Below are 17,387 nucleotides of genomic sequence, written 5' to 3'. Positions count from 1 at the left end.
TTGGCGTGAAAACCCAATGTTGAATGCCGGGGAGGCCGATTCTTGGCCCAGCGTATCGGAAACAGGCTCTCGCGCTAATCGGGCAGGGCGGCCCTGGCGCGTGCTTCCAGTTCCTTCTCGTGATGGCGGAAGAACCAGATGCCGGCAATAAGCCCGATGACGACGACGAGCAGGAGCAGGAGGCTGACGGGCCCGGCGACGGCCTTGATGCGTTCGCCAAAGAAATAGGCGCCGCCGCCGAAGAGCAGCGCCCAGCAGATGCCGCCGGCCGCATTCATGATCAGGAAATGCGGCCAGGCCATGCGGTTTGCACCCGCCAGCACAGCCGCGAAGGCGCGCAGAAAGGCGACGAATCGGCCGAAGAACACGATCTTCCCGCCATGCTTCAGGAACAGATACTGGCCGACCTTGAGCCGGCCTTCATCCAGCCCGATGCGGCTGCCATGCCTGATGAGCAGCTTCAGACCGACGGAGCGGCCGATGAGATACCCGATATTGTCACCGACGATAGCCCCGCAGGCTGCGATGGTGACGACATGCAGGATCTCTATGCGATGGGTCGCGCCGGCATAAAGCGCTGCCGAGACCAGCGCCGTTTCGCCGGGCATCGGCACGCCCATGCTCTCGCACATCACCACGGCAAAAAGCACCCACAGCCCGTAGGTGTGGATCAGATGGTGAAGCGTATCCGGGGACAGGAGATCGAGCATACAGCCCTATGAAATGCACATGACGAGACAGACGGCGCGTGCCGCCTTTCAAGCATAGAGCATCGCCATACGGCAAAAACGCGTCAAGTGTTCGACCGCAAGGTCAGGCAATTTCCGCCAGCATTTCCCGTGCTGGTGCTGCACCCTTCATCAGCAGGCCGAAAAGATCGCGCGGATCTTTCGGCTCGGCCACGAGGTCGATCTCGGAATAGAATGCGGTGCCCTGCACAAGATCGCGCAGGAATCGCAGCATGGAAAAATCCTCGATGGCGAAACCGACGGAATCGAAAAGCGTGATCTGCTTGTCCGAGGATCGGCCGGCCTTCTGCCCGGTAATGACCTGCCAAAGTTCGGTCACCGGATAGTCCTTGTCGAGCTGCTGAATTTCACCCTCGATGCGGGTCTGCGGCGGGAATTCGACGAATATGTCGGACTTCAGCAGGATGTCGCGGTGAAGTTCGGTCTTGCCGGGGCAGTCGCCGCCGACTGCGTTAAGATGCACGCCCGCGCCGACCATGTTGTCGGACAGGATGGTCGCGAGTTTCTTGTCGGCTGTGGCCGTGGTGATGATGTCCGCACCAAGAACGGCTTCTTCCGCACTTGGCGCATGGGTGATGACGAAGCCGGAATTTTCCAGGTTGCGCGAGAACTTCGCTGCAGCTTCCGGGTCGATATCGAAGACCTGAAGGTGACGGATGCCAAGGACGGTCTTGAACGCCGTCGCCTGGAATTCCGACTGTGCGCCGAGGCCGATCATCGCCATCGTCCGCGCGTCCTTGCGCGCCAGATATTTGGCCGCCATGGCCGAGGTCGCTGCGGTGCGCAGTGCGGTCGATATGGTCATTTCAGCCAGGAATTCGGGATAGCCGGTGTGCATATTGGCAAGCACGCCAAATGCGGTCACCGTCTGAAGCCCGTGCAGCGGGTTTTCCGGGTGGCCGTTGACGAATTTGAAGGCGTAGAGATCATGGTCGCTGGCCGGCATCAGCTCGATCACGCCATTGGGGGCGTGGGCCGCGATGCGGGGCGTCTTGTCGAAATCTTCCCAGCGCGAAAAGTCCTGCTCCAGATATTTCACGAGCTTGAGAAGCAATGTCTCCAAGCCGACCGAAGCGACCAGATCCGCGATGTTTTTCGTGCCGACGAATTGAACCACAATCTACCCCAACCACCTGTTCCAGCATCTCCGCCGGATGACCAAATTGGTAGACTAGCGGCGCTCTCGGCCAATCGATACGACACTTTCTTGCATAATCGCCAACCCGGTTGATAAATATCGCAGCGGTTTTGTCAGTATCGACAATACCTCTAATTGGGCATTCCCCGCTGCCGACTCATTTTGGCAGGCACCGTGACGCTCTGAAATTCCTATGATAATTGTGCCGCTGAAGGGCTCATCGGCAACAGGAGAGGTTCGATGATTAAACGCTTGTCTTTGGCAGCGGTTTTGACGGTTACAGCGCTGACGCTTGGCGGTTGCAATACGCCGGAGCAACGCGCACTCGGCGGCGGTGCGATCGGTGCGGGCGTGGGCGCACTGGCCGGCCAGGCGATCGGCGGCAACACCGGAAGCACGGTTGCCGGCGCTCTTATCGGTGGCGTCGCGGGTGCAGCCCTCGGTGCGGCAACAACGCCCGGCCGTTGCGTCTATCAGCAGTATGACCGTCGCGGCCGGCCGCTCTACGACCGCTACGGCAATCCGCGCACCTATGAGGCGCCCTGCAATTGATCCCCGGATTTCAGGCTTGACCTGATCCATGGCCCGCCTTTCCTAAAGGAATGGCGGGCTTTTTGCGTCGCATTGCGTGGTCGATGGAGATGCGCTGCGAGCGCTATTGCCAGAGATTGTATTTCTGCCAATCGGCCTCGGCGATTGCGTCGCCGATCTGGTATTCGAACGACAGCACCTTCATGTGATCCGGTGCGGTCTTGCAGACATAGGCGAGCTTGTACCATTCGCCCTTGCTGCGAAACGCAGCCCCCGGGCTTTCGATGGCGTCGGTGAGCATTGTCGGCGTCGCCATCGCATAGGCAACGACGCGATCCGGCTTGTAGTGGGAACCGTCTTTGCCGATGCGGTCGAGCGCCTCGGCGTCGCAACGCTGCTCAAGTCGCGTTTCGGGATCGAGTTTCAGCAGGCCGGCCTTGAGGGCGCCGTCGAGCGCCATGGCCGGTGAAGCGAGAACCACAACGGCGAGTGTCAGGAGACAGATTTTCCTCATGGTTACTCCTGCACCATAGGATCGAGCCTAAATCAAGGCATCAGGAGGACCATGGGAACCGGAACGCGCGTTTTATCGTTTCCTCCGCGATCAGCCAGAAAGGGAGAGATCATGTCTCGCAAATTGTTCCTTGCCGCATTGCTTGCAGGAGGCCTGATAAGCGCTCCGGCCCTGGCTCAGACCGCAGCGCCTGCCACGCCGCCCGACAACGGAAAGAAGTTGTCGGAGATCATCGCCAAGATCGAGCAGCGGGATCAGTTCCGCTATATCGGGGAGATCGACTGGGACGAGGAAGGTTTTTACGAGATCACATACTATACGACCGACAAGGCCAAGGTCGAAATAAAGATCGACCCGGCCACGGGTGAGCCGAAATAGCGGTCAAATTCGACCGGCTCGCGACTTCGGTGCTCGATAGAGACACGGTGCTCTAGATAGCTTCGAGGGGGCGGTTTTCAGCTCTGCCGACTTGTTTGAAGGTCGCCCTTCCGATCGAGGGCGTCTTGTTGCCCTGCGCCAAGCTTATGCCCTCCGCATATGCGCGCGTGCGTATTGCGCCGACGGAGCGGTTGAACCGCCTTGCAATTGCGGTCACGCTTTCCTGCTTGCCGGCCATGCGCCGCAACTGGGCGATGTCCTCCGGCGTCCAATGCTTATATCTGCCTGAATACTGGCTCTCGTAACGGTTCACGGCACACCTCTGCTCTGTACGAAATACGTTCCAGAGCCCAGGCCGGATGAACTGCCCGTCGCCGGGCCCACGTACATCTGAGCGAATTTGACAACCGGCACGCATTGCCGTCGTCACCAGCACTATGGCTCTTTTTCCTTTCGATTGCACCACCCATACGGGTGGAATGAAGAAAAAGTGAAGATAAGGATAACGACGAACCGGATGATGACTTGCCTGACTTCGCCTTGGTGCCAGTTTAAGACAAGCTTTACCATGATCATCCATCGTCATCCGATTGAATACCGCCCCGCCCGGTAGAAGGGTGGTTCAGGCAACGAAATTGGCCCGCCGTTCCACAAAGAGCGGCGGGCTTTTTATGTTTAGCGGCTGGCCGGGAAGATCAAAATTATGTCGTTCCGAGACGCCGTTGCCGGGATGAAAATAAAAGTTGCTCCCATTTCCGTTACCAGATGCTGCTCTAGGTAACGAAGTGGTGATCAATTGTATCTGCCTCCGCGGCACGGCAGATGGTATTCGGCTAAAAGTGGAACAGAACGTTCGTTCCGGGGGAGTTCATTGAAAGCGTATTTCGTTCGCATAGCTGCGGACCAACAGGTTGTGGGCCTCTTCGTTGCACCGTCGCTTTCGATGCTGGCGGCGCTTGTCGATGAGTGCGTCGATCCGAACGAGTGCGAATACGCCCCGGCGCGAATGGGCGGCATCATGGTTGCGGGCAAGGCACACGCGACCTGGCCATTGACGGACGCCGCCGACGAGGAAGTCGGCCAGTACGAAAATCCGACGGGCATCGAGGGCAGTGTTCTTTCCCAGCAATGGGAAGATGACTTGCGCTACGTTCCGGCTGCCCTGGAATGGAAGCCGCTCGCACAGGAAGCCGGTGCGCTGACGAAAGCCAAGCTGGCTTCTAAAAGCCACGGCAAATAATCCCAAAGCACGTCGCCGGTACGCGCCGGCAGTTTCCTGACGGCCCTTTGCTTCGGCGTTTCGCGCAGAAATCCCTGATTTTTGCGGGACTGGATTGTCCGCGAGCCGATATGCCGGCGGCAGCTCTCAAACGTCGCCCCTTGCCATTCATTGCAGCGGGACGGTTGAAAAATAGTGCGATCGCAGATCGCACTATTGTGTAGCGGTGAGATCACAATATAGTGCGGTTGGGCCGGTGTTGGAGGGCTGGCGACAAACGCCGCCGGAAAACAATGAATCAGGCAAAAGTCGTCCGCCAGGGTTTGAGCGGCGGCGAAGCGCGGTCGCAATCGGACGATCAAACTGGGAGGAGCATGACATGAACTGGAAGACGACGGCGACGGCAGTAGGCCTGGCATTGTTGGCGATGACGGGCGTTGCCCGCGCCGAGGGAGAGCTGAACATCTACAACTGGGGCAACTACACCAGCCCGGAGATGATCAAGAAGTTCGAGGACGCCTACAAGGTCAAGGTTACCGTCACCGACTATGATTCCAACGACACCGCGCTCGCCAAGATCCGCCAGGGCGGCCATGGCTTCGATATGGTTGTCCCCTCCGCCTCGGTGGTGAAGGTTTGGATCGACGAGGGTCTGGTTCTCGAAAGCCGTCCAGACCAGATGGAGAATTTCAAAAATGTCGATCCCCGCTGGGTCGACGTGCCGTTCGATCCGGGCCGTCATTATTCGGTGCCGTGGCAATGGGGAACCACAGGTGTGACGGTCAACAACTCGGTTTATTCGGGTGATCCGAACACGTCGGCGATCTTCATGGATCCGCCGGCCGAACTCGTCGGCAAGGTCAATGTCGTGCCGGAAATGTCGGATGTCATGTATCTGGCCATTGCCTATGTCGGCGGCGAGCCCTGCACCGGCGACAAAGAAGTGTTGAAGAAGGTGCGCGACATGCTGGTTGCGGCCAAGCCGAAATGGCTGTCGATGGATTTCGGCAACATCGAGAAATACATCAAGGGCGATATTTCGGCCGGTGTAAACTGGAACGGCGCGTCCTTCCGCTCGCGGCTGAAGAACGACAAGATCGTCTATGGCTATCCGAAGGAAGGCTATCCGATCTGGATGGACAATCTTATGATCATCAAGGACGCCAAGAACACCGAAAACGCCAAGCTGTTCATGAACTTCGTCATGGACCCGGAAAATGCCGCGATGCTTTCGAGCTTCGCCCGCTACGCCAATGGCATCAAGGGTTCGGAAGCTTTCCTGCCGGAAGACATGAAGGATGCGCCCGAGGTCAATATCCCGGCCGAATTTGCTGCGAACGGCAATTTCAATCTCGCCTGCGCGCCGGATGTGCAGGCGCTCTACACCCGGATCTGGACCGATCTCCTGAAGTGATCTCGACGCGCCGCCCGGTTCGCCGGGCGGCGGCTTCCCTAGACAAGAGGTGTTGCATGGCGCTCGATCCGGAAATCAAGGCGATGCTCGACCGGCTCGCGGCCGAGCAGGCTTCGTCGCAGCAGGAAGTCACGTTGCAAAGCGCGCGCCGCGACTACCGCGCGCAATACCGCGAAATGAGCCGTGCGCCCGAAGGCGACGTGTCCGAAGCCACGGTTCGGCTGCCGGGCGGCCATGCCGATGCCTCCCTTCGTATCTACACGCCTGCCGATCTTTCCGGGTCGGCGCCGGTGATCCTTTACCTGCATGGTGGCGGCTTCGTGCTCGGCGATGCCGACACCTATGCGCTGCAATCGGCCCGCATTGCGCTCGAATGCGGGGCGGTGGTCGCCTTTCTGGAATATCGCCTGGCGCCGGAGCACCCGTTCCCCGCGGCTCTTGAAGACACGCTGCTCGCGGTGAATTGGATTGCCGGCAACGCCGCATCGATCGCCGGCGATGCTGGCCGTTTCATGCTGATGGGCGACAGCGCCGGCGCAAACCTGTCGATCGCGGCCATGCTGCAGGATCGGGCGCCATTCAAGGGTGCGTGCCTTCTCTACCTGCTGGTCGATGCGCGGCCATATCTCGGCCTCGCGTCGAAATCAGCGTCGGACGAAGCTTTCGCCACCGGCCATTATCTGGAATTCGCCGAGACCGAATATTTCGCCCGGGCCTATCTGCCGGATCACGCCCTGGCGTCCGATCCCCGGGTTTCTCCCGTGCTGGCCGCGGATTTGAGCGGGCTGCCGCCGATCCTGTTCTACGGCGCCGAGAACGACATCCTGCGCGATCAGGGCAGCGCGTTTGCCGAACAGTTGAAGGCTGCGGGCAACAATGTGAAATACCGCTGCTTCGACGGCCTCATCCACAATTTCATGCAGCATTCCGGCATTTCGAAGCGCTCCGATGCGGCCTTTCTGGAAGTTTGCGGTGCCGTGAAACAGATGCTTGCGGCATAACGTATCGAAATGACCGCTTTGCCTTTTCGTGTCGAAAGCCTGCACATCTATCCGCTGAAGTCCGGTGCCGGCCTGCCCGTCGAAACTGCGCGGCTTGAGCCGGAAGGGCTCGTCGGCGACCGGCGCATGATGGTCGTGGACGAAGAGGGAAACTGCATCACCGCCCGCAAGACTTCGAAGCTAATGCAGGTCCGCACGCATCTCGATGGCGACGAGGTGGTGCTGACTGCGCCCGGCATGCCGGTGCTTGGCTTTGTGCGTGGCTCTCTGCGCCGGACCGACACGGTGACAATCTGGGGTGACAGCGTGATCGTGTTGGACGCCGGGGATGCTGTTTCGCAATGGCTGCAGGATTTTCTCGGCAGGCCGTGCCGCCTTGTGGTGAAGGGCGGCCAGACCCATCGCCCGCTCGGATTGGGCGGTGGCGGCACCGTCAGCTTTGCCGATACCGCGCCGCTGCTCCTGACCAATGCAGCATCGCTCGCCGACATGAACCGCTTCCTCGAAACCGAGGCTGAAATGCAGCGGTTCCGGCCTAATCTGGTCGTCACCGGGCCGGACGCCTATGCGGAAGACGGCTGGGCGTCGGTGCGAATCGGCGGGATCGAGTTCGAGGTGGCGGGCGCTTGCGACCGCTGCGTCATGATCACGCTCGATCCGCGCACGGGCGAAGGCCGGCCGGATCACGAGCCTCTTGCCCTGCTGGGCAAGCAGCGGCGCGGTGAGGACGGCAAGGCCTATTTCGGCCAGTTCCTGATCCCGCGCACCATGGGACGATTGACAGTCGGCGACCCTGTCGAAGTCCTTGCGCGCAAAGTCCCGATCACCATCCTGCCGGACTCTGCCGTGCCCGTCACGCGGCTGCCTTCGACTGCCGGCGCCACAGGTACCTCGAATGCCCGCGGGCGCGAAAGGCTGCTTCGCTGCGTGGCCGTCATCGACGAAACGCACGACTTCCGCACCTTCCGCTTCCAGCTGGAGCCGGGCGAGGGCATCGACTACAAGCCCGGCCAGTTCATCACGCTGCTGCTCGATATCGACGGGCAGACTGTGCGGCGCAACTATACGATTTCTTCGTCGCCGTCGCGGCCGCACCATATTTCAGTGACGGTCAAGCGGGTCGAAGGCGGTCACATCTCGAACTGGCTGCACGACACGCTGAAGCCGGGCGACACCCTTCGCTCACTCGGTCCCAATGGCCGCTTCCATCTTGCGGCCGCTGGTTCGGCCGAGCGCCTTCTGTTGCTGTCGGCCGGCAGCGGCATCACGCCGATGATGTCGATGCTGCGCTTCATTGCCGATGCCAACCTGCCGCTCGACATCCATTTCCACCACAGTGCGCGCAATGCGGAGGACGTTTCCTTTCTGCACGAACTGGCGTTGCTGCGCCGGCAGATGGGGGAACGGCTGCGGCTGTCCTGGAATCTCACCGGCGCCAACGCCGCGGAGGAGATGCTTGCGTCCACCCGCTTCGGAGAAGATAGCCGGCCCAATGTCTTGACCGGACGGCTCGATGAGGCTGTGCTGCGCGCGGCCTGTCCTGATCTTGCCGACCGCCTCGTCTTCTGCTGCGGACCCGATGGGTTTCGCAGCAAGGCCCGGCAGATCTATGAGGTCTGGCAGCCCACGCCGAAACACCCGTTTCTGGAGGAAACCTTCGGCCCGGATCGCTCGGCTGCACCCGAAGCCGAGATAGGCACCTACAAGGTATCTTTCCTGAAGAGCGGCAAGTCGGTGGAAGGCGAGGGGGCCGTCACCGTGCTCGAACTCGCCCGAAAGGCTGGCGTTGAACTGCCTGCCGATTGCGAGGCGGGCATCTGCGGCACCTGCCGCTGCAAGGTCGTTTCGGGCGAGTGGCGCATCGCTCCCAACGCCGCCGATCCCGAACGCGCGGCACTTTCCGACGAGGAAAAACAGTCAGGCTACATCCTGGCCTGCTCGACCAACCCGGTCGGCGCCGTCGAACTGGAGATCTGACGAGACGGGGTTTCCTGCTGCCGTCAGGCGCGCGCTTCGGGGAATTTGACGTGTTTCAAAAGATGTGTCGCGCCGTCGTTTATGTCGCGCGTGATGGCCGCGCGTGCCCGCGCGCCATCATGTTCCTCGATCGCAGCCACTGCTTCCTCGTGGTAGTCGATGTCGAGAATGGACGCGAGATTGTTCTCGAACCCGGTTGTCAGGTTCCGCAGAAACGGGCCCACCTGCATCCATACGGTTTCGATCAGGAAGATCATCTGCTCGTTGCCACAATGGCGGTAGATGGAGAACTTGAAATTGTAGTTCTTGCGCAGATAGTCGTCGATGTCGCCCTTGCGGGCCGCCTCGGTCAGTTCGGTGCAATGACGGCGGACCGTGCGCAGGTTGTTTCCGTTGATGCGTTGGGCGGCGAGTTCGGTTGCCGAACCTTCCAGGATCATGCGCACGGCAGTCAGTTCCGAGAACCGGGCAGCGGAAATCATCGGCACTTCCATGCTGCCGTTGGGCATCGGGCTCAGCGCCCGCAGCGCCTGCAGGCGCATGAAGGCACTGCGCACCGGCATGTCGCTGGTGCCGAGTTCCTTGGCGACCTTGCGCGACGTCAGCTTCTGGCCGGGTGCGAACTGGCCCGACATCAGCGCCCGCACAAGCTCGAGATAGACCTTCTCGTGCAGGGGAACGGTGTCGACTGCAGTCAGTCCGAATTGGGTTTTATCGGCCATTGGCGGTGTGCTGCTTCATGCGTCCTGAAACTACGCAGATGGCTTTATCTGCCGCTATGAAAATAAAGGTGCTGAACAATACCTGACTGCGGAAGTCAGCGATTTTTCAAGTAGATAATAGACGCTTGATCCGCAAAGCCGCAAGCGGCGATGTCACGTTATCTACGGTTGTTCGCAGGCAGCGCGGCATGAAATTCCGCCTATATTTTCCTGTCGGTAGGATCATGGTTCTCGAACTATCGGCTGCGAGCGTCGTGATTTCCCATTTGCGGTAACATCTGGCAACAATATTTTATCCAACTTTCGAGGCCCTTGACGCGTTGTCCCATTTCTTATGCTAATGGGCTGCCTGATCACTCGTGATCACCAAGTGAGGAATTCGATCCATGCGTAAAATGATCATTGCACTAGCCGCTGTAGTTGCACTGAGCGGCTGTACCTCAACCGAACGGGATGTTGGTATAGGTGCGGGTGCCGGCGCCATCATCGGTGGCATTGCTGGCGGCGGCAGAGGCGCGCTGATCGGTGCCGGCGCGGGTGCACTCGGCGGCCTGCTGGTGCGCAACCTGCGCAACGGCTACTGCCAGTATCGCGACCGTCACGGCCGCATCTACACCGCGCGCTGCCGGTGATAGGTTAGCCAGCACCGAGGATTGCGAGGTTTTCGCGGTCTAGTAACCTCGGCTAAAAACAAACTAATGCCGGCTTTATAGTAAGAGCCGGCATTGGTTTATGGTGAGCATCGGCGCTGCGCCCGTCATCTCGATTATCTGTTCAAGACGGTGGCTTGGTACACCCGAGGTTATATAGTGTATCTAGCGCCCGCGCCGCATCGGCTTTAGCGTCATCATCGGTGAAGTAGGCAGAGTTTGCGTAAGTGCTGGCAACTTCGCCGCACACCTCAGCTATATTGGTAACGCGGGGAAGCGAGCCGCGCGTCTTAGCCCATGCATCCAAGTCAGCGTCAGACATATTTACCCCTGAGAATTGCCGCAGAGCATATACGGCAAATCGGCGCTGGAGGTCATTGTCCGCGGCTGATGTAGGCGTTGACAAAATAGTTACGCTTAGCCTCACCATCTCCAGATCAAGTTCGCGATCCTTGTTGAGATACCCAAGAGTAGACGCAAAGATAGTTCCGGCGATTCCGAAGAAAGCACCAAAGAACGCTGGTGATATTGTTGAAATCAGTAAGCTGCGTGTCTGTTCTTCGCCCATTAGCCCATATTCACCCCATTGGCCCACCACAAATTCGCAGAGGGTGGGGAGTGCGTCAATCTATGCCACGTAGACTGGCCGGCTCTTTGCGAAGCTAAAAGAATCAGCTTGCAACACGTCGCAACATAAACGTGCTCATTCCATCGCACGACTTAGTAAGGCATCGATTTTACTTGAGAAAAATGGTGCCCAGACGCGGATTCGAACCACGGACACGCGGATTTTCAATCCGCTGCTCTACCAGCTGAGCTATCTGGGCCTATTGTGGAACCCGGTTTGAGCCGGTTCCCCACTTTGCGGGGGCTTGGCAACCCCTGGAAAGCGGGTGGGTTATAGCACGAGATTTCTGGCTGTCCAGCGCCTGAAAGCCGATTGCGACAAGAAAGAACGAAAGCCGCTGGAAAGTCAGCCGGCGTCAGTCCGTGATCCCGAAAAGTGGTGACCGGTTTTCGCAAAAGATCACGGTCAAACCCTAGAGTGCGGTGACGCTTCCTTGAATCGTCATCGCACTCTAGGGTATTGATTTTGAGCCATGATCTTGTCCGAAAAGTCTGCAACTTTTCGGGATCATGCTCTAATTCGCGGGGTCGTCGCCTTGCTCTTCCTCGTCGTCGCGAACCGGAATGGCATAGCTGCCGGAAAGCCAGCGGTTGAGATCGACATTCTTGCACCGCGTCGAGCAGAACGGGTAGGTTTCGCGCGCAGATGGCTTGCCGCATTCGGGGCAGGGCCGCTTCGGGCGCAGCGGCGTGACGTTGCCTGGGGCGTCGGCACTCATGCCCGCGCTCCCGACAGCCAGTTGAAATGCACCTTGAAGCCTTCCGCAGTCAGCAGGCCGACCGTCTCGTAGAGCGGCAGGCCGACGACATTGGTGTAGGAGCCGACGAGCTTGACGACGAAGGTGCCGGCCAGTCCCTGCACGGCATAACCGCCGGCCTTGCCGCGCCATTCGCCCGAAGCGAGATAGCTTTCCAGTTCCTCGCGACCCAGCCGCTTGAAGCGCACGCGTGTTTCCACCAGCCGCTGGCGCAGCTTGCCGTCCGGCGTGATCAGGCAGACACCGGAATAGACGCGGTGCGAGCGACCGGAAAGAAGCTTGAGGCAGTTCGAAGCCTCGTCGATCAGTTCCGCCTTGGGCAGGATCCGCCGCCCGACGGCAACGACGGTATCGGCGGCCAGGATGAAAGCGCCGGCAAAGTCAGGTTCGGTCTTCAGCGATTCGAGCGCCTTCTCCGCCTTGGCCTTGGACAGGCGCTTGGCCAGCGAGCGCGGATGCTCGGCGCGCAGCGGCGTCTCGTCGACATCGGCCGGCAGCAGCCGGTCGGGCTCGAGGCCCGCCTGCTGCAGAAGCTCGATCCGGCGCGGCGAAGCCGAGGCAAGCACAAGCTTCTGGAAAGCGCTCATCTAATTCCCGTCGGTTGGAAAACGCGACTCGCGAACCGCTTACTTGAAACGGTAGGTGATGCGGCCCTTGGTCAGGTCATATGGCGTCATTTCGACGAGGACCTTGTCGCCCGTCAGCACGCGGATGCGGTTCTTGCGCATGCGGCCGGCCGTGTGGGCAATGATTTCGTGTTCGTTTTCGAGCTTGACGCGAAACATCGCGTTCGGCAGCAGTTCTGTTACCGTGCCCGGAAACTCGAGGACTTCTTCCTTCGGCATTCTTTACCTTTGGTCTGGATTGTATTTCGGCACGCCGGCCGGAATTTCGGCGGAACCTATATGATTATATGCTCTTTGTGAACACGCTTAATCGACGTAGGCCCAGTGGCCTTCACGGAAGGAAACGCTGGGCGATTCTGGCTTTCAGCCGCTCGCGCACATCGCGGTAGGCGGCCATGATCTGCTCGCGCGTGCCGGTCGCCGTGGTCGGGTCGGCTGTCGGCCAGTATTCGACATCGACGGCCATGGAGCGCGTGAGTTCCAGTGCTGCGTGGTGTGCTTCCGGCGCCAGCGTCACGATCAGGTCGAAATAATCGTCTTCCAGCTCGTCCAGCGAACGCGGCTGGCGATCGTTCAGCGACAGCCCGTCTTCGGCAAGTACGGCATCGACGAAAGGGTCGCGCTCGCCCGTGCGCACGCCTGCCGAGGCGACGAAGGTCGTAGCCGGCAGCACCTTTCGGGCCAGAAGCTCGGCCATGGGAGAGCGCACGACGTTCATGCCGCACATGAACAGGATGGATCGGGGAGGGGGCGTCGGTTCAGCCAGGACTAACCCCGCCAGTGCAATACGCAGACGAGCGTGAAGACGCGGCGCGCCGTGTCGAAGTCGATGTCTATCTTGCCGGCAAGCCGGTCCATCAGCGTCTGCGAGCCTTCGTTGTGAAGTCCCCTGCGGCCCATGTCGATCGCCTCGATCTGGCTCGGCGTGGAAGTGCGGATGGCCTCGTAATAGCTCTCACAGACCATGAAATAATCTTTGACGATGCGGCGGAACGGCGTCAGCGACAGGATATGGGTCATCACCGGGCTGTCGTCTTCATGCGTGATGGCAAAGACCAGCCGGGAATCGATCATCGAGAGCTTCAGCTTGTAGGGTCCGTTGCCCTCGTCATTGGCCGGCTGAAAGCTGTTTTCCTCGATGAGGTCGAAAATCGCCACCGCCCGCTCGTGCTCGATGTCGGGCGTCGAACGGCCGATCGATTCGTCAAGCGCGACGTCGATCAGTCTGGAGCGTTGGCGGGTGACGTCGTCCATCCCTCACTCTTGCAGGTTCAATCTGATGGCGACGGAGCGGCCATGCGCGTCGAGCCCTTCGGCCGTGGCGAGAGCGATCGCCGCCGGCGCAAGCGCGCGCAACTGGTCCGGCCCTAACTTCAGCAGCGACGTGCGCTTCATGAAATCCAGCACTGAAAGCCCGGAGGAAAACCGTGCGGACCGCGCCGTCGGCAGCACATGGTTCGAGCCGCCGACATAGTCGCCGATGACTTCGGGCGTATGGCGCCCGATGAAGATCGCGCCGGCATTGCGGATTTTGGGCAGCAGCGCTTCAGGGTCGGCGACGGCGAGTTCGAGATGCTCGGCAGCGATACGGTTGGCCAGCGGGATCGCCTGGTCGATATCCTTCACCAGGATCACCGCGCCGAAATCGCGCCAGCTTGCGGCTGCGGTTTCCGCCCGCGAGAGCGACTTGAGCTGGCGTTCGACGGCTGCCTCGACTGCCTTGCCGAAACCGGCGTCGTCGGTGATCAGGATCGACTGTGCCGATTCGTCGTGCTCGGCCTGTGCCAGAAGGTCGGCGGCGATCCAGTCAGGATCATTGTCCGCGTCGGCGACGACCAGCACTTCCGATGGGCCGGCGATCATGTCGATGCCGACGGTGCCGAACACCTGCCGCTTGGCCGCCGCGACATAGGCATTGCCCGGCCCGACGATCTTGGCCACCGGCGCGATCGTTTCGGTGCCATAGGCAAGGGCAGCGACGGCCTGCGCGCCGCCGATACGATAGATTTCGCTGACGCCGGCAATATCGGCCGCCACCAGAACCAGCGGATTGATGCTGCCGCCCGTGGCCGGCACGACCATGACGATGCGCTCGACGCCGGCAACGACAGCCGGAACCGCATTCATCAGCACCGAGCTGGGGTAGCTTGCGGTGCCGCCCGGCACATAGAGGCCGACGGCCTCGACGGCGGTCCAGCGGGAGCCGAGTTCGACGCCGATCGGGTCGACGTAGCGGTCGTCCTGCGGACGCTGGCGCTGATGGTGCGAGCGGATGCGGTCGCGGGCGAATTTCAGTGCTTCCACGGTCGCTGGGTTGGCATCGCGATAGGCCTGCGCGATATCTTCCTTCGACACGGCGATGCCGAGCTTGTCCAGATCGGCACGGTCGAACTTCAGCGTCAATTCCTTGAGCACGGCGTCGCCGCGTGCGCGCACATCGGCAATGATGGTCCGCACCACTGCATCCACATCCGGCGAAGCTTCACGCTTGGTCGTCAGAAACGCCGCAAAGCGCGTCTCGAAATCGGCATCGGATGTGTTGAGCGTAATTGCCATTTTTTATGAGAACTCGTCATGCTTTGTGTATGGGGCGGGAACTTGCTTCCCAGGCAGCGCCCAGATCGGCCAGGCGCGCTTCGATGCACTCGACCTGCAGCGCGATTGCGCCGCCGCCGGCGAAAATCAGTTCGATGGCGCCAGCAGGTGCGTCTCTTTCGTGAAATTGTATCGCCAGGAGAGAGAGAACGTCCTCGGGCTTTTCACGGTCGATGCCGGTTGCCCTGACGCCGAGCACGCGGTTGAAATCCAGCACGCTCTTGCGGCGCTCATAATGCGGACGGAAGAAGCCGGTCCTGGTTTCCCAGGCGAAACGGTTGACGCTCATGATGAAGCGCTTGGCCGACGCGGAAAAATCCAGGTCGCCGACCTTCATGACGGCGTCCTGGACATGCGCCGAGACGATCTTCAAATCCTGTTCGTCGAGTGCGACGAGTTTAAGCTGGTCCATATCCGCGCCGGCGCCTGTGCGAAGGTTTCTGGCCTTGTGTTATGCGGTCTTGGCAAAGCACGCAACCGAAACGCCAGCCGGCGCGGAGCAGTTCCTACGAAGACAGGCGCTCGATGGTCGCACCACAGCCGGAAAGCTTCTCTTCAAGCCGCTCGAAACCGCGATCGAGGTGATAGACGCGGTTGACCACGGTTTCGCCTTCGGCAGCCAGCCCGGCGATGACCAGCGACACCGAAGCGCGCAGGTCCGTCGCCATCACCGGCGCGCCCTTGAGCTTGGAAACGCCCTCCACGATGGCGGTCTGGCCGGCAAGCGTGATGTGCGCGCCGAGGCGGGCAAGCTCCTGCACATGCATGAAGCGGTTCTCGAAGATCGTCTCGGTAATGCGGGATTTGCCCTTGGCCATGGTCATCAGGCCCATGAACTGCGCCTGGAGATCGGTCGGGAAGCCGGGGAAAGGCTCGGTCGTCACGTCGACCGGCGAGATGCCTGAGCCGTTGCGGCGAACGCGAATGCCGGAATTGACCGGAATGATCTCGGTGCCGGTCTGCGCGAGCACGTCGAGCGCGCCTTGCAGCAGGTCGGCGCGCGCACCTTCCAGCAGCACGTCGCCGCCAGCCATGGCAACCGCCATGGCATAGGTGCCGGTTTCGATGCGGTCGGGGATGACACGGTGACGCGCACCGGACAGCGCATCGACGCCTTCGATGGTGATGGTCGAGGTGCCGGCACCGTCGATCTTGGCGCCCATGGCGATGAGGCATTCGGCAAGGTTGACGACTTCCGGCTCGCGGGCGGCGTTTTCCAGCACGGTTTCACCGCGCGCCAGCGTTGCTGCCATCATCAGCACATGCGTTGCGCCGACGGAAACCTTCGGGAAGACGTAGCGGTTGCCCCGGAGCCGGTTCTTGGCCTTGGAGAGGATGTAGCCGCTGTCGACATCGATATCGGCGCCCAGCGCCTGCAGGCCCTCGATGAACAGGTCGACCGGACGCGTGCCGATGGCGCAGCCGCCCGGCAGCGAAACCTTGGCCTCGCCCATGCGGGCAAGCAGCGGCCCGATCACCCAGAAGCTGGCGCGCATCTTGGAAACCAGCTCGTAGGGAGCGGTGGTGTCGACAATGTTGCGGGCGGTGAAATTGATAGTGCGCGAATAGCCTTCATTCTGGCTTTCGCGGCGGCCGTTGACCGAATAGTCGACGCCGTGATTGCCGAGAATGCGGATGAGCTGCTCGACATCGGCCAGATGCGGCACATTTTCCAGCGTCAGCGTGTCGTCAGTCAAAAGCGACGCAATCATCAGCGGCAGGGCGGCGTTCTTGGCGCCGGAAATCGGGATGCGGCCTTCCAGATGATTGCCGCCGACTATTCTTATGCGATCCATGAGAATCATTTCTCCGGGATGTTTCCCAGTTTTGTCCGTTTATCCTTGCGGTCCGTCTAGACCATCGTGAAATGCCGTTCAAGAAATAGGATTTCGGTCGTGTCGCCGAAAGCCCACTCATGAATCAGCTAGTTTTCCTCGTCATGCGTCTGCGCCGCGGCGATTCCGTCGGGCCTTGCATCTTCCTCGCCGGTCCGGCGCGACCGCGCCTGCGCCTTGCGCTTCTGCAGATTGGCGCGCAATTCCTGCGCCAGGCGTGCCTTGCGGTCGTCCTTTACCGTCGAAACTTGCGTAGTTTTGTTCGAATTCATGAAGATTGCCCGAACGTGTCCCCTGTTCGATCGTCGCGAGAGCCGAAAATACCTATCATTATGGCCGCGCCGTGTCCGTGGAAAAACACTGCAAACAAGTTTCACACATAACTTGCGCTTGCCGGATTGATGTGGCAGAAGCGCCGCATTCGACAGCTGCGGTAGCTCAGTGGTAGAGCACTCCCTTGGTAAGGGAGAGGTCGAGAGTTCAATCCTCTCTCGCAGCACCATTTTTCCTAGCAAAATCAACTAGTTAAGCGATACAGTGTTGTCGTAGATTTCTGCCGTTTTGCGCCACTGCACGGAACATATCGTGATTTTATGTCCTTTTCCGTGCAGTTTCCGTGCAGTCAGAAGGGGCTCTGTTCATGCTGTGTTCGC

Annotated in this window: 22 protein-coding genes and 2 tRNA genes; 8 read left to right on the top strand and 16 right to left on the bottom strand. The window is 60.3% G+C overall.

Annotated features, from left to right (window positions below):
• Window positions 1-74 precede the first annotated feature (74 nt).
• Together DZG07_RS21495 and DZG07_RS21490 are read right to left on the bottom strand one after the other, a co-directional pair.
• Entirely contained in the window at window positions 75-710 is a 636-nt protein-coding gene (locus DZG07_RS21495) for a DedA family protein (protein WP_119820722.1), read from the bottom strand.
• Between the two features lie 103 nt (window positions 711-813).
• A complete protein-coding gene (locus DZG07_RS21490) occupies window positions 814-1,866 on the bottom strand; it encodes an ornithine cyclodeaminase (RefSeq protein ID WP_245429549.1) in 1,053 nt (350 codons plus the stop codon).
• A 261-nt stretch (window positions 1,867-2,127) separates the two neighbouring features.
• Here DZG07_RS21490 and DZG07_RS21485 point away from each other — a divergent pair, with 261 nt between their 5' ends.
• The gene (locus tag DZG07_RS21485; protein WP_091914172.1) at window positions 2,128-2,439 is read left to right on the top strand and encodes a hypothetical protein; all 312 of its coding nucleotides are present in this window, start codon (window positions 2,128-2,130) and stop codon (window positions 2,437-2,439) included.
• A 103-nt stretch (window positions 2,440-2,542) separates the two neighbouring features.
• On the opposite strand, the gene DZG07_RS21480 is transcribed toward DZG07_RS21485, so the two are convergent.
• Window positions 2,543-2,932 carry a DUF930 domain-containing protein gene (locus DZG07_RS21480; protein WP_091914175.1) on the bottom strand — a complete coding sequence of 130 codons (390 nt, stop codon included), beginning with the start codon at window positions 2,930-2,932 and terminating at the stop codon, window positions 2,543-2,545.
• A 111-nt stretch (window positions 2,933-3,043) separates the two neighbouring features.
• On the opposite strand from DZG07_RS21480, the gene DZG07_RS21475 reads away from it, so the two are divergent.
• Entirely contained in the window at window positions 3,044-3,310 is a 267-nt protein-coding gene (locus DZG07_RS21475) for a PepSY domain-containing protein (RefSeq protein WP_091914177.1), read from the top strand.
• Between the two features lie 52 nt (window positions 3,311-3,362).
• Here the strand turns inward: DZG07_RS21475 and DZG07_RS24025 are convergent, their stop codons facing one another.
• The gene (locus tag DZG07_RS24025) at window positions 3,363-3,896 is read right to left on the bottom strand and encodes a hypothetical protein (RefSeq protein WP_133304776.1); all 534 of its coding nucleotides are present in this window, start codon (window positions 3,894-3,896) and stop codon (window positions 3,363-3,365) included.
• Between the two features lie 285 nt (window positions 3,897-4,181).
• On the opposite strand from DZG07_RS24025, the gene DZG07_RS21465 reads away from it, so the two are divergent.
• From DZG07_RS21465 to DZG07_RS21450, 4 genes are all read left to right on the top strand, one after another.
• Window positions 4,182-4,550, top strand: a complete 369-nt coding sequence (locus tag DZG07_RS21465) for a hypothetical protein (protein WP_119920305.1) — start codon at window positions 4,182-4,184, stop codon at window positions 4,548-4,550.
• Window positions 4,551-4,908: 358 nt separating this feature from the next.
• The gene (locus tag DZG07_RS21460; protein ID WP_119820716.1) at window positions 4,909-5,943 is read left to right on the top strand and encodes an extracellular solute-binding protein; all 1,035 of its coding nucleotides are present in this window, start codon (window positions 4,909-4,911) and stop codon (window positions 5,941-5,943) included.
• A complete protein-coding gene (locus tag DZG07_RS21455) occupies window positions 5,940-6,944 on the top strand; it encodes an alpha/beta hydrolase (RefSeq protein ID WP_162931690.1) in 1,005 nt (334 codons plus the stop codon). The genes DZG07_RS21460 and DZG07_RS21455 overlap by 4 nt, the downstream gene beginning before the upstream one ends.
• A gap of 9 nt (window positions 6,945-6,953) precedes the next feature.
• Window positions 6,954-8,921 (top strand): MOSC N-terminal beta barrel domain-containing protein, encoded by a 1,968-nt coding sequence (locus DZG07_RS21450; protein WP_119820712.1) that lies wholly within the window; start codon window positions 6,954-6,956, stop codon window positions 8,919-8,921.
• A gap of 23 nt (window positions 8,922-8,944) precedes the next feature.
• On the opposite strand, the gene DZG07_RS21445 is transcribed toward DZG07_RS21450, so the two are convergent.
• On the bottom strand, window positions 8,945-9,643 hold the full coding sequence (locus DZG07_RS21445; protein WP_091914190.1) for a GntR family transcriptional regulator: 699 nt from the start codon (window positions 9,641-9,643) through the stop codon (window positions 8,945-8,947).
• A 386-nt stretch (window positions 9,644-10,029) separates the two neighbouring features.
• On the opposite strand from DZG07_RS21445, the gene DZG07_RS21440 reads away from it, so the two are divergent.
• Window positions 10,030-10,275, top strand: a complete 246-nt coding sequence (locus DZG07_RS21440) for a YMGG-like glycine zipper-containing protein (protein WP_091914192.1) — start codon at window positions 10,030-10,032, stop codon at window positions 10,273-10,275.
• 142 nt (window positions 10,276-10,417) lie between these two features.
• On the opposite strand, the gene DZG07_RS21435 is transcribed toward DZG07_RS21440, so the two are convergent.
• The 11 genes from DZG07_RS21435 to DZG07_RS21385 all read right to left on the bottom strand — a co-directional run bounded on the left by DZG07_RS21435 (window position 10,418) and on the right by DZG07_RS21385 (window position 17,006).
• Window positions 10,418-10,861, bottom strand: coding sequence for a hypothetical protein (locus tag DZG07_RS21435; RefSeq protein ID WP_119820709.1), 444 nt, complete (start codon window positions 10,859-10,861; stop codon window positions 10,418-10,420).
• A 183-nt stretch (window positions 10,862-11,044) separates the two neighbouring features.
• Window positions 11,045-11,120 (bottom strand) — tRNA-Phe (locus DZG07_RS21430).
• 315 nt (window positions 11,121-11,435) lie between these two features.
• Window positions 11,436-11,639: a DNA gyrase inhibitor YacG gene (gene yacG, locus DZG07_RS21425; protein WP_119820706.1), complete on the bottom strand. Its 204-nt coding sequence runs from the start codon at window positions 11,637-11,639 to the stop codon at window positions 11,436-11,438.
• Window positions 11,636-12,265, bottom strand: a complete 630-nt coding sequence (locus DZG07_RS21420) for a Maf-like protein (RefSeq protein ID WP_091914198.1) — start codon at window positions 12,263-12,265, stop codon at window positions 11,636-11,638. The genes yacG and DZG07_RS21420 overlap by 4 nt, the downstream gene beginning before the upstream one ends.
• Window positions 12,266-12,304: 39 nt before the next feature.
• Window positions 12,305-12,523, bottom strand: coding sequence for a translation initiation factor IF-1 (gene infA / locus DZG07_RS21415; protein ID WP_019172992.1), 219 nt, complete (start codon window positions 12,521-12,523; stop codon window positions 12,305-12,307).
• Between the two features lie 112 nt (window positions 12,524-12,635).
• Window positions 12,636-13,031, bottom strand: coding sequence for a low molecular weight phosphatase family protein (locus DZG07_RS21410; RefSeq protein ID WP_162931689.1), 396 nt, complete (start codon window positions 13,029-13,031; stop codon window positions 12,636-12,638).
• Window positions 13,032-13,072: 41 nt separating this feature from the next.
• Window positions 13,073-13,558: a UPF0262 family protein gene (locus tag DZG07_RS21405; protein WP_091914202.1), complete on the bottom strand. Its 486-nt coding sequence runs from the start codon at window positions 13,556-13,558 to the stop codon at window positions 13,073-13,075.
• A gap of 3 nt (window positions 13,559-13,561) precedes the next feature.
• On the bottom strand, window positions 13,562-14,860 hold the full coding sequence (gene hisD, locus DZG07_RS21400; protein WP_119820700.1) for a histidinol dehydrogenase: 1,299 nt from the start codon (window positions 14,858-14,860) through the stop codon (window positions 13,562-13,564).
• A 16-nt stretch (window positions 14,861-14,876) separates the two neighbouring features.
• Window positions 14,877-15,311 (bottom strand): DUF2948 family protein, encoded by a 435-nt coding sequence (locus tag DZG07_RS21395; protein WP_091914206.1) that lies wholly within the window; start codon window positions 15,309-15,311, stop codon window positions 14,877-14,879.
• A 94-nt stretch (window positions 15,312-15,405) separates the two neighbouring features.
• Complete coding sequence (gene murA, locus DZG07_RS21390) at window positions 15,406-16,695, bottom strand: UDP-N-acetylglucosamine 1-carboxyvinyltransferase (protein WP_119821956.1); 1,290 nt, start codon at window positions 16,693-16,695, stop codon at window positions 15,406-15,408.
• A gap of 128 nt (window positions 16,696-16,823) precedes the next feature.
• Window positions 16,824-17,006, bottom strand: a complete 183-nt coding sequence (locus tag DZG07_RS21385; RefSeq protein ID WP_091914208.1) for a hypothetical protein — start codon at window positions 17,004-17,006, stop codon at window positions 16,824-16,826.
• Window positions 17,007-17,161: 155 nt separating this feature from the next.
• On the opposite strand from DZG07_RS21385, the gene DZG07_RS21380 reads away from it, so the two are divergent.
• Window positions 17,162-17,236, top strand: a tRNA-Thr gene (locus DZG07_RS21380).
• Window positions 17,237-17,387 lie beyond the last annotated feature (151 nt).

The sequence above is a fragment of the Mesorhizobium sp. DCY119 genome (assembly GCF_003590645.1).
Lineage (GTDB): Bacteria > Pseudomonadota > Alphaproteobacteria > Rhizobiales > Rhizobiaceae > Mesorhizobium_M.
Note: the sequence above shows the minus strand (reverse complement) of the source record. Positions and strands in the feature narration are given on the sequence as shown.